At 34.6% G+C, this 12,380-nt stretch carries 12 protein-coding genes; 8 read left to right on the top strand and 4 right to left on the bottom strand.

What is annotated here, in order from left to right; genetic code table 11:
- Positions 1-10 precede the first annotated feature (10 nt).
- Together J2S19_RS07620 and J2S19_RS07615 are read left to right on the top strand one after the other, a co-directional pair.
- On the top strand, positions 11-754 hold the full coding sequence (locus J2S19_RS07620) for an ATP-binding cassette domain-containing protein (protein ID WP_307339567.1): 744 nt from the start codon (positions 11-13) through the stop codon (positions 752-754).
- Positions 751-1,917 (top strand): ABC transporter permease, encoded by a 1,167-nt coding sequence (locus tag J2S19_RS07615; RefSeq protein WP_307339564.1) that lies wholly within the window; start codon positions 751-753, stop codon positions 1,915-1,917. Before J2S19_RS07620 ends, J2S19_RS07615 begins: the two co-directional genes overlap by 4 nt.
- A 137-nt stretch (positions 1,918-2,054) precedes the next feature.
- Here the strand turns inward: J2S19_RS07615 and J2S19_RS07610 are convergent, their stop codons facing one another.
- Positions 2,055-2,510, bottom strand: a complete 456-nt coding sequence (locus J2S19_RS07610) for a hypothetical protein (RefSeq protein WP_307339561.1) — start codon at positions 2,508-2,510, stop codon at positions 2,055-2,057.
- A gap of 160 nt (positions 2,511-2,670) precedes the next feature.
- On the opposite strand from J2S19_RS07610, the gene J2S19_RS07605 reads away from it, so the two are divergent.
- The 6 genes from J2S19_RS07605 to J2S19_RS07580 all read left to right on the top strand — a co-directional run bounded on the left by J2S19_RS07605 (position 2,671) and on the right by J2S19_RS07580 (position 9,011).
- Positions 2,671-3,918: an MFS transporter gene (locus tag J2S19_RS07605; RefSeq protein WP_307339558.1), complete on the top strand. Its 1,248-nt coding sequence runs from the start codon at positions 2,671-2,673 to the stop codon at positions 3,916-3,918.
- A 98-nt stretch (positions 3,919-4,016) separates the two neighbouring features.
- A complete protein-coding gene (locus J2S19_RS07600; protein ID WP_307339555.1) occupies positions 4,017-5,207 on the top strand; it encodes a 3D domain-containing protein in 1,191 nt (396 codons plus the stop codon).
- Positions 5,208-5,740: 533 nt separating this feature from the next.
- Positions 5,741-5,956 carry a hypothetical protein gene (locus J2S19_RS07595; RefSeq protein WP_307339552.1) on the top strand — a complete coding sequence of 72 codons (216 nt, stop codon included), beginning with the start codon at positions 5,741-5,743 and terminating at the stop codon, positions 5,954-5,956.
- Positions 5,957-6,661: 705 nt separating this feature from the next.
- Entirely contained in the window at positions 6,662-6,868 is a 207-nt protein-coding gene (locus tag J2S19_RS07590; RefSeq protein ID WP_307339550.1) for a hypothetical protein, read from the top strand.
- Positions 6,869-6,948: 80 nt separating this feature from the next.
- Complete coding sequence (locus J2S19_RS07585; protein WP_307339547.1) at positions 6,949-7,911, top strand: ATP-grasp domain-containing protein; 963 nt, start codon at positions 6,949-6,951, stop codon at positions 7,909-7,911.
- 11 nt (positions 7,912-7,922) lie between these two features.
- On the top strand, positions 7,923-9,011 hold the full coding sequence (locus tag J2S19_RS07580; RefSeq protein WP_307339545.1) for a zinc metalloprotease: 1,089 nt from the start codon (positions 7,923-7,925) through the stop codon (positions 9,009-9,011).
- A gap of 236 nt (positions 9,012-9,247) precedes the next feature.
- Here the strand turns inward: J2S19_RS07580 and J2S19_RS07575 are convergent, their stop codons facing one another.
- From J2S19_RS07575 to J2S19_RS07565, 3 genes are all read right to left on the bottom strand, one after another.
- On the bottom strand, positions 9,248-10,417 hold the full coding sequence (locus J2S19_RS07575) for an ATP-binding protein (RefSeq protein WP_307339542.1): 1,170 nt from the start codon (positions 10,415-10,417) through the stop codon (positions 9,248-9,250).
- Positions 10,418-10,714: 297 nt separating this feature from the next.
- Complete coding sequence (locus J2S19_RS07570; protein WP_307339540.1) at positions 10,715-11,401, bottom strand: Na-translocating system protein MpsC family protein; 687 nt, start codon at positions 11,399-11,401, stop codon at positions 10,715-10,717.
- Between the two features lie 165 nt (positions 11,402-11,566).
- Positions 11,567-12,247: a Na-translocating system protein MpsC family protein gene (locus J2S19_RS07565; protein ID WP_307339537.1), complete on the bottom strand. Its 681-nt coding sequence runs from the start codon at positions 12,245-12,247 to the stop codon at positions 11,567-11,569.
- Positions 12,248-12,380: the final 133 nt, after the last annotated feature.

Here is a 12,380-nt window from a genome sequence, read left to right as displayed (position 1 = left end):
AGGAACAAAGATGATTGACATCCAACATGTATCAAGAATCTTTAAAGATAAAAAGAAAACGATTGAGGCAGTGAAGAATGTATCTTTTCAAGTTAAGAAAGGAGATGTTGTTGGTCTACTCGGAGAAAATGGTGCAGGAAAAACGACCTTACTGCGAATGATGTCAACTGTTTTAGAACCATCAAATGGTTCAATAAATATTGATGGGATTGATATTCATAAATCACCAATGAAAGTAAAAGGTAAAATTGGAGTTCTGTTCGGTAGTGAGACTGGATTATATGACCGCTTAACAGCTAAAGAAAATCTAGAATACTTCGCCAAGCTTCATGGTATGAGTCAGCATGAAACAAAGGCAAGAATTGACTACTTAGCTGTTCGCTTCGGTATGAAAGATTACTTGGATCGTAGAGTCGGAGGTTTTTCAAAAGGTATGCGTCAAAAAGTGACAATCGCCCGAACACTTATCCATAACCCAGACATTATCCTTTTCGATGAACCAACGACAGGTCTTGATATAACTTCAGCGAATATGTTCCGGGAATTAATACAGCAATTACGACGAGAAGGGAAAACGATAATCTTCTCAAGTCATATTATGGAAGAAGTTAGTCAACTTTGCCAATCTATTATTATGATTCATCAAGGAGAAATGATTTACAACGGTTCGATAAAAGATTTATATAAACAAGAGGAAAGTGAAGATTTAAACTATATCTTTATGTCTAGAATTGTTAGGGGGGCTCATTCATGACATGGCATGTATTTGTTAAAGAAATGAAAGATTCATTGCGAGACAGAAAGACAATTATGTTAAGTGTATTATTACCTATTCTATTTAATATCGGCTTATTATTTTTCATGGAAAACTTCTTTTTAAACGATGATATAGAACAAGTTAAAATAGCTGTTGATACAGGATCAGATAAAGAGGTTGTAAGCTGGCTAAAAGAAGTTGACGAACTGGAAATCGTTATTTCTGAGGAGCCATTAAAAATGGTTGAGAACGGAGAGGCAGTTGCCGCTTTTTCAGCCGATCCAGATTTCATGTCGAAGATGGCAAATAATGAAACACCATCTGTAACTATTCAGGCAGACCCTGTAAGTACAAAAGGTGGAAGTGCACAAGACACGATTATGGCGTTATTGACAACAAAAAAACAAGAATTTATCCAACAGCGACTCGTTGAACACCAGATTGACCCAATGCAAATCGAACCGTTTCAAATTAATAGTAAAAGTGTAAGCGAAGGGGACGATATGTCTCTATACGTTATTTCAATGTTTGCCCAGCTTATCATTGTGATAGCTGTGTTAATGGGTGGTTTACCTGCTGCAAATGATTTATTTGCCGGTGAAAAAGAGCGAAATACAATGGAAGCATTGATCATGACACCCGTTAACAGACTTCATATTATTATTGGAAAGTGGTTAACAATTGCTTCATTAAGTATGATAAGCGGTATCTTCTCCGTTATCACATTTATTGCAGGTGTTCATTTATTTACAAAACACCTTGCTGATGCATTAAACTTAGACCAAAACCTTGGCTTTTTCACAATTAGTCTTGTTGTAGGTATCATTTTCTTCGCACTGCTCGTATCAAGCTTACAAATGATGATAAGCTTAATGGCGAATAATTTAAAAGAAGCACAAAACTATATATCACCGATTACTACATTAGCGATGGTGCCATACTTTTTCCTAATTGGTGTATCAGCAAATGAATTGTCAACAACACACTTCATCATTCCATTTGTTAATATTTATGCCTTAATTAAGCAACTTATCTATGGTATATATGATGTCTCAAGCATACTATTAGTCGTAGGAAGTTCTACTATATTTATAGCAATCTCATTCCTTGTCGCATACATGATGTTTATGAAAAGTAAATGGGTACTTGGGAAAGGGTAATTGTTTAGGTATTACCATTTTAATAACTCCTTTATTGATAAGCAAACTTCTTCAAGGATTGCTACGATAAAGGAGTTTTATTATTTCCTAATCTAACAAATAAAGTAATCCTATAATCTTTATTAGCAGCTATAATGCTAATATTTCACAATCGTTGTAACGCCAAACTCGGTTAACAACGTCCGATGCTTCAATTCCTCTACCCACTTCTTTGGATTCAATTGATATGTCCCTGAAGCGTTTTGATATGTATAATTCCCTAAATTAATTGTAATTGACTCCGGTTTTTCAAGTACACGCTGCACGTATGACTCATACCAATTTTGTACAGGAATTTCATATAATTCAATAATGTCTCCTTCAGCAAAATATTTCTCTAAATATATCCAAAAATACTTATTACCTATACCTGATACTTCATATAAATATGGTAATGTAACAATTGGTTGCACAATTCCATACCAAAAAACATCAGTTTCATAGACATTAAAGCCGCTCCACTCTTCTTTAAACACAGATTGATTGTTGTACGAGTCAATTTCCTCTGGCATTTCAAACGGTCTTGGTGAAGCGAGAAATCGTATTTCAGTCATATTTTCACCCTTCCTATCGTTACATGGCTATTGTTATGAATCTATTGGTATTTTCCTTACAAATATAGATTACATTTTTCTTGAATTTTTAACCAGCAATGACAATAATATGACTATTAGTGTTTTTATTCTTGAAATGAGGGAAAAGGAGAATTTAACTATGTCAACTGCTTCCGCACATAAACAAACTGTCCCATATTCAAAAGATACAGGTACTGTATATAATATTTTATTTATCATTGGTCTTTGTCACCTTTTAAATGATAGCATCCAATCGGTTATCCCGGCTATGTTTCCAATCTTAGAAAAGTCGATGGGGCTGACATTTACACAACTCGGTATTATCGGTTTTGCCTTAAATATGGTTTCATCTGTCATGCAACCTGTCGTTGGGATTTATACGGATAAACGACCATTACCATATGCTTTGCCTATCGGGCTAACATTTAGCATGTTCGGTGTATTAGGCCTTGCTTTTGCCCCATCATTTCTAACGATTCTCATCTCGGTTATTTTTATTGGATTAGGCTCTGCTGTCTTTCATCCAGAAGGATCGAGGGTTGCCTATATGGCTGCGGGTAATCGTCGCGGTTTAGCACAATCTATTTATCAAGTTGGTGGTAACAGTGGTCAGGCACTCGCCCCACTCATTACTGCTTTAATTTTAGTTCCGTTTGGACAATTTGGTTCGATTTACTTCACAATTGTTGCTGCAATTGCTGTCGCATTTTTATTTTATATCGCAAAATGGTACTCAGGTCGATTACAACTTTCAGCTAGCTCAATGTCAAAAGGCAAATCTGTTCGAAAGCAACAACAAAGTACGACTATTTCAAAAGCAATTCGCCATGCAATCATCATCATCATTCTACTTATTTTTGCTCGTTCCTGGTATGCTAGTGCCATATCTAACTTTTACACGTTTTATGCAATCGATAAATACCAACTATCTATCGCACAATCTCAAATTTATATTTTTATATTTTTATTAATGGGAGCTATCGGTACGTTTATCGGTGGTCCATTAGCAGATAGATTTGGAAAGCGTAATGTTATTATTGTTTCATTGCTTGCAACTGTGCCATTAACCTTACTACTACCTTTTGCAGGACCTACATTAGCAATGATTACTCTAGCATTTATTGGATTAATCTTAATGTCGAGCTTTTCTGTCACTGTTGTTTATGCTCAAGAGCTTGTTCCTGGTAAAATTGGAACGATGTCCGGATTAACAGTCGGTCTTGCATTTGGAATGGGTGCAATAGGCTCAATCGCTCTTGGTGCTTTGATTGATAATATAGGATTAACACCAACTATGGTATCTGTTTCATTCCTGCCATTAATAGGAATATTAGCCTTCCTTTTACCTAAAGATCAGACTTTAGTAGATTGGCAGAAAGGAAATTAGTTGTTTTATAGGAATATAATACCTGAAATTTTAATCTAATTGTAACCTACGGGCACCCCTTTCTATGTTATAACTATTAAAGAGAAAGGGGTTGCTTTATGCGAGCTTTAAAGCGAACGATTGCCACATTCGGTATTCTTCTATTATCCTTACCTATTTCTTTTGTGGCAAACGCAGCATCTACAAAGGACACTTTAAATAGTGCAGAAAAACAGCTAGAGCAGAATCAACAAACCATTCTTCAAAAAGAAAAAGAACAGAAAGCTGTTGATGAAGAGGTTAAAAAGATCCAAGAAAATGTACAAGCATTAGAGGCAGAAATCTCTGAAAACGTACAAAGTTTAACGAATGTTGAAAATGAAATTAAAGCCATTCAAAAAATCATCGAAGAAAAGAAAGAGCAAATCGTTCTGCTCCAGGATAAAGTGTACGCACGAGAAGGTATCATGGAACAGCGTCTTGTTGCTCTCCAACATAGTGATCATACAACAATTGTGATTGAAACATTAATAAACTCAGAAAGTATCGGTAATTTCTTCGAAAGAATTGGGGCAGTCGCTACATTACTCAATGCCGACAAAAAAATTCTTGATGAACAAGAAGCAGATTTAAAACAAATCGAAGAAGATAAAAAAGAAATCGATAAACAAGAACAGCTTCTTATTAGTCAGCAGGCTGAGCTGGAATCAAAGCGCGCCGCATTAGAAGCAAATTATGAAAAACGAAACCAAGCACTCATTTCAATGCAAGAAAAATATAAAGCAATAGCAGCTGAAATCAATCTTGTTGAACAGGAAAAAGGTGCAATACAAGCACAAATTAACACATTACAATCTCAGATTCAAAAAGAAGAAGCTGCTGCAAAAGCACGAGCGGAAGCCGCCGCAAAAGCTAAAAAGGCTAAAGAAGAGGCAGTCTCACAACAAACTGCTGCACCACCAGCATCGACTGCAACGAATGAATCAACTTCTTCTAACTCAAAGAGTGAATCCTCAAAGACAGGAAAAGAAATGTATGTAACTGCAACTGCATACAGCCATGAGGATACGAAAAATGATGTTACGTACATGGGACATAACATTAAAAAGAATCCACACATGAAGCTAATTGCAGTTGATCCTGGCGTCATTCCTCTCGGTTCAAAAGTTTGGGTTGAAGGATATGGAGTTGCAATTGCCGGAGATACAGGCGGTGCCATTATCGGTCATAAAATCGATGTCCTCATGCCAAACAGCGCAAAAGCTCTACAATGGGGCCGAAAAACTGTCAAAATTAAAATATTAGATTAACTTTTTTGAACAACCATTTTTGGTTGTTCTTTTTTTGCTATTTTGAACAAATATAAGAAATCCCCCGTAAAAATGGTGAAGGTAGATGCCTCCTCCCAAGGACATCCTTAACAGAAATTCACAACTAAGCCTTAACACCCTATTTATTATTTCGCACCCTGAGAATATCTATTCTTCCATAGACAGATGAACTTGTATAAATGTCATGATAAGCTTATATAATTTGATGTTACTTAGCGTGTGCTCTTATAAAGCAGAAAATGCGGCAATATAATTTGAGAAAGATCACCATTACGATGGATAAACAACAAGACTACGATATTTTGATGAACCTGTGAAGCGGATTTCTTCTTACTTTTCTTGGAATTTTCGGTTTCACCGCACCTTTGAAGCAGATTTCTTCTTACCTTCTTAGAGGAGGATAATGACCAAAAACTGCTCTTGGTTACACAGCTTTGTCACTTTATAAAGAATGTATAATAAGCCACACTTTTCGATATCTTAAGATTGAATAAATAGGGAGCTGATACTAAATGGATAGAGAAGTAACGCCACATTTTGATGAAAAAAAAGAATCTATTATTAACGACTCTTTATCGACTAGCGGTTCAAAAATGGGAATTGAAATTAATGCTGATACTGAATTTTCACATGAACAAAATCCCTTTAAACAACCTATTAAAGCGAGTAAATCAATGTCTCAATTTAGGGAGCTAACGAAAGGAAAAAAGGTTAACGATAAGGAGTGACGTCAATGTCTGATTGGAATGAACAAGCAGCACCTAATAATAATTTGTCAGCAAGAACGCTACGTACATCAAAGCTTGTTGACCAAAATCGCAAAAAGAAAGTGACAAAAAAGACAAATAAGTAAAAATTTACCTCATCAAGACAATTCAACAGGGTCCACTTCCTATAAAAACGTTTATTTGGAAATGGACCTTTTCACCTTCCCTTTGTCCAATAATTTTTCAAGATGAACTGTAAATTAAACAATTAACTTTGCTAATTATCTCCAATAGATGTATCTATTCGAATAACCTTTTAATTTACATCTTTCCAATTACATATTACATATTCTATTAAGTTAGTCTTCAAAATCCTCTGACTTTACCAAAAGAGTTCCTATTTATTATCTCTTAAATCCTATTCATACGTTAAAGTTCGTTCCTCTATCTTCTATTGGTCTTTAATTAAAACTTACAAATCACGATAACATGTTGAAACTAAGGCAAGAGGCAATTTTTTTTAGTTAGTCCAAATCACCCTCGTCATATTAATTTATCAAACTTTCCTCATAGAATACTCCTTTAAGTATCAAATATACATAACCAATCGGCTAGTCCCTTTATAGCATTTTGCAGAATATTGGTAAATCAAATTGAAATATGTTGAATTGTCTTTATAATAAGACTTGTTAGAATTTTCAATTAATTTTTAAGGAGGAGATTGTAATGAAAAAGAAATTATTTATTGAAGAACTTGAAGTGCGTCAATCTAGTTCCCCATTGTTTGTTACACCAATTGACCCAGGCAGTACAGTTACAACAATGGCTCTTGGTGAAGAGGGCGGTTACGCAACTACACAAGCTGTTGGTGAAGAAGGCGGCGGTTTTTACACAACATTTGCTCTTGGTGAAGAAGGCGGCCATTTAAAATAAGCTAATCAAGATTAAATATTTGCGCCTTTGAGAGTACTCTGAGGCGCTGCTCTTAAAAAGCTATTACTCGGAGGTATATTATGAATCAGCTTTCAGTTGGCATCATTGGATCAAATAATGAACGACACAGCGTTTATTTAAAAGAAGAAATTGAACGACAAGGTGCTCACGCATTTATTTTAGATAATTCCCCAGATAAACCGTACCCATTAAGCTTTACAGAACATATAAGCGATTACGAAAATCATCCTTTATCAGATACGAAAGTTTACTTCTTAAGAGCATTATTTCTTCCATCCCCTGCTTTTGATTCATCAGGAATTAAAGAGAAAATGAAACAAGAGGGTTATGCGGCATACTCTGCAGAAAGAGAACGCTATGCTGCTTGGCTATCATGGCTAAAAACAGCACCATATCAGGGTAGGACGATTATTAATCCTGTTGACACATTACTCATTCATTTTGCCAAACCATATCATTTAGAAGTACTAAGGGCAGCTGATATTCCTGTACCTAAGACACTTGTCACTGGAAATCCATCTAAATTGTTAGAATTTAGTAAAGGAAGAAAACTCATATACAAACCAGTTGCAGGCGGAGCTTTATGTAGGTTGCTGACAGACGAAGATAAAGACCCTGAACGTTTAAAGACATTAGTCAATGCCCCTGTACAATTTCAGGAATACATTGAAGGTGACGATATCCGTGTATTTGTACTTGGTGGGAAAGTTATTGCCTCTTTTCTTGTTGAGGGTGAAGGGATTGACTATCGAGAAAAAACAACATCAGTCAAACCATTTCCTCTTACGAAAGAAATTTCGAATCTGTGCATCAGAGCATGTCATGCATTAGGTCTTACCTTTAGCGGTGTTGATTTGAAGTTACGCCCAGATGGTTCGGTAGTATGTATTGAATGCAACCCGAGTCCAATGTTTGAAGGCTTTGATCAAGTTGCACCAGTATCGATCGTTTCACAGCTTGCAGCCTACCTTATCGATATAGCAAAGCAGGCCCAACCTGTCCATATGAATGAACTAGTCTAAAGAGGTATAACGTGGAAAACAAGGATAGATTACTATTTATTATTGGCAAGATTAAAGAGGATCGCTATTGGATTCAACGACCAGATCAACACTTTTTTCAAATTGATTCTCATACGAAGGATGTATTGGAATATTTAGCAAATAGCAAATCCGATTTAGCTGTCTTAGATAAGTTTGAATTGGATGATGAGGACATATGTCAACTTTATGAAATGTTAGGTATAAGGCATGAGGATTCTTTCTCCCTCATAAATGAGGATATACAAAAGACTATAGATTCTTATCAAACTCCATCAAGCAGTCAGCATAAATTTATTAATCGATGGATTCATAAAAAATGGTTTATAACGTTACTATTAGCAGCACTAATTTGTTCTATTGCTAGTTTCTTTGTCTATATAAAAGACTCGCCTGTATACCTTGTTACTAGTGTAAGAGACCAGTGGATTATTGTAGCCGCTCTTATGATTTCTGTTATTTTACATGAGCTTGGTCATTTATTTACAATGCCTCGTTCTAAAAATATCTCTGTTTCTGTGCAATGGTCTGGTCCAATTCCGTTATTTAGCATTATATGTAATGAAGCTTGGAAACTATCTAAATATGAAAGGATACGAATAAATCTAGCAGGGTTTGTGACAGATATCCTTGTTTGTGGTCTTGTCTGTCTAATCGGACTTCTCTTTAGAGATTTGTCACCATGGATTTGGTCGTTCCTCATTGTCCATGTCTTCCGAATGATTTTTGCAATATGTCCATTTTTACCGGGTGATGGATATTGGGTTCTTGTCGATTTATTCAATCAGCCAAATTTATGGAAGCAGTCTATTTCACAGTTAAAACAGCTTAAAGTAAATTGGCATTCTTTATATGCGTTAAGTCGAATTCTATTCACCATACTCATTTGGGGATTATTTACTTATATGATGATTTCATGGGGAAACGTAATTGGCATGATGCCATTTCATGAAGCCATGCTGCTATTTCTAAGGCCTGCACCACTATTTCTCACTCTTAATGCTATTTATTTAGCTTATTCAGTCATACATGCTGGTATTGGAAAGTGGCAAGCAAATCGTCAAGTGGAGCGTGCCGTTTAGCCCCCTGACTAGCTAAAATGCTATTTTCGTAAACATTGTCTCTTTATACTTAGGTTGTCCATCTAGGGATTGTGCAAAAAAGCCGAAATCGTTTAAAGAAGAGCCAACTAAAATGTTGGTAATCGAAACATAAGGATCAGACTCCTCAACCATAATAATCAAATCTTGATGTTCACTAACTATCTATATGTCAGTGTTCGTTGGAGAAGTCAGATCCTTATGAGATACCCTATCAACTATTTAACAGGCAGAGTTACTATGAAGGAAGTACCCTTTCCTATTTCACTTTCTACGTGAATTTGTCCATTATGTTTCTCAATAATATTATAACAAATCATAAGTCCTAAACCAGTTCCTTCTTCTTTAGTAGTATAAAAACGTTTTCCAATATGTTGCAGTTCCTCTTCAGTAATACCTTTTCCTTGGTCTTGGAAAGTAATCTGGACATTTTGATGATTCTTCTCAAGATATATATTTATCGTGCCTTGTTTTTGCATGGCTTCAATCGCATTTTTCAATAAATTAATAAACACTTGTTTAATTTTATTTTCTTCACAGTAAACTTCCAATTCTTCTATCTCTTCATGATAATTCGTTTTAATCTCAATATTGTATAAAATGGCTTGCGTATTCACAATTGTCACAACATGATGAATAATTTTCATCACATTACATGGTTTATAATCCATTTCCTTTGGCTTAGATAAAAGAAGTAATTCTCCTACAATTGAATTTATTCGATTTATTTCTTGCAGCATAATATGATTATACATACCATGATTACTAGTTGCTGATAGCTGCAGAAAGCCTTTTAAGCTAGTTAATGGATTCCGAATCTCGTGTGCTATTCCAGCAGCTAATTCCCCAATGACTGAAAGCTGCTCTGAGTGTTGTAATCTTTTTTCCTTCTCCAAAATATGTGAGATATCCTGAATAATATGATATTCCGTAGTTTTTGACGATTTTTCCTGTAATCGATTGCTAATCAGCTCTATTGCAATCTCTTCTCCGTTTCCACATAAAAGTGTTCCAACTTGCTGTACAGGTGCAGATGCAGGAAATTGATGTTGTTTACCACTTTTAAATCGGAAAAATTCTTCTATATTTTTACCAATTACCTTTCCGCTATCTTTAATACTGATTAACTGAAGCATATGCTCATTTACATTTATGATTTTACCGTTTTTTGTGATGATTACTGGGAGTGGTACACCTTGTATCATTAACATATTAAAACCTTGACGTTTTCGATTTATTAAGAAAACGATTTGTAAAATCCCTGAAAAAATTAGAACAATAAGAAATAGAATATATATATGTAAGTGCCAGCTTATAATCCCTACACAAAGAACAAGTAAATTAGTAAAAATAAGTATCTTATCTCGATTTTGAACTATGCATTCCATAAATAGTACCTCCGTATGATTTCTGATACTTTTAACTTCAATGATATATGTCTTCGCTAAGGATATTTTCGTAAATCTAGTCACACCTTAGAAAATAATAAGCTAAGTTTACCTTTTTAGCCACGCCTGTAAAGTTCAAATATTCAATAGTACAAGATAAATATTTTAGTATTTAGTTTATTATAGCTATCTTTCAGAAGCGAACCTTTTTATCACAAAAAAGGCCTAACTTCCTTAAAATTAAGAAGTTAGGCCATATGTGACTTCTATCTCGTTGATAAGATATATTCACAGCATTTACCTATTATCAATAATAAAGCACATGAGCGACTTATCCATCACAAAATCCCAATCGATAAATAAATCAGCTATCGGTCTCTGAAACAGTTCAATTATTGACCTTTCATGTAGAAAATAGTCCTTTTCAAGATTATCCTTTGTCATGCGCAATTCTTCGCCGAATCCATGATTAATTAATGCCTTTTCAAGTGTAATTAATATACCTTTTCTTTCAACAAGTACAATTTGTTCTGAAAGAGAATACGTATGAATCTGGTCCGGAACCTTTTGAAGTTGTGCACTAATTTGTGAGACTTGATTTTCAAGCTCTGCACTGTTGAAGGCAATAAGATGATTTGAATTATGTAAAGAAGAGTTTAATACAAACATGATGAGCCCTGAATAATTTGAAATATTCCAATCATGATACGTTTCGTTAACCTCTACATCTAAGGTAATTTGGATGACACCTCTTAATTCTTCTAGCACTGGTTTCATTATGACATTTCGTGCTCTTTCTACATAGTCATTTCGCCCTTGGCTTATTAATGCTTCCTCCATAGGCGAGAGAAACCCTCGAATATAAATCACTAGGAATTGTTGATTAGCAAAGGCCTGACATGATTTCGGTCCTCTTCCAAACACTTTCCTTAATAATTTACTTGCATATCCACTTAACGTACTTAATTGGTCCTGTATTTGCATGATTACACCTTTCAAATTACGGGAACCGAAAATAATTAACGCCTATAAAGCATTAACCTCATTCATCGTATCATAACACTTATTAAACGTAAACATTTAGCAAGCATTCATTTTCATTTCCCTTTTTTTACTATTATTGTCAATATCACAATATTTTATAAGGTGTTAGTCTAAGTAAAATACAAGAATTCCTGTATCATATTCAAAGTTATGTAAAACATAGATTTGGTCAATTGATGTCTGGAAGCACTTTTCAAATAAACGTTTATTTTGTTTATACGCTTTTTTCAATTCGTTATTCCATTCAATTAATAATTCACTATAACCATTATCAAATAGAATATGTTCAATTTTATTCATGAACCCAGTATATTCAACATAAATAATGGTAGAAGAGGTATATATCTTATTTATATGTACTGCTGTTTTATGTATATCGTAGCATATATCTTGAATTAATTTAACTTGTCCAGGGTTTGATGCAAGTTGCGGATTTGCTCTTCCGTTACTTTTTAAAAGTAAAATACCAGTGTTCTCTTCAAAGCTCCAATCGTAATACATCGTCGTAAACGTTACGCCTAATACTTTTTTCACTTCATCCTTTATTTCTTCAAAAATTGTATCAAAAATGATATCCCTTGTTTTGTATGCGAGATGTTCCTCATCTTTGCTTATTAATACTTCTTCCACTGGTGTTATAAAATTTTTAATAGTGATAAACATCATCTCATCGGCAAAAATGGAATAACATGTCGCAGGACCCTTGCCGAAATTCTTTTTAAGTACTTTGCTTATGTAACTGTTTAAATACGTAATTTTCTCGTATTTATCCCCTGTCTTTATCATTTCTATTTCCCCCTCAAGGACAACAACCTATTAACTTTCTTTTATCTCTTTTAAAAATGGAACGAATACAATTTTTTATATTCTACCCTCTAATCAACTTCTTCCAACTAGCGTTTTAGGTGACTTTAGCTTT

The organism is Metabacillus malikii (genome assembly GCF_030813355.1).
In the GTDB taxonomy this organism is placed as follows: Bacteria; Bacillota; Bacilli; order Bacillales; family Bacillaceae; genus Metabacillus; species Metabacillus malikii.
Note: the sequence above shows the minus strand (reverse complement) of the source record. Positions and strands in the feature narration are given on the sequence as shown.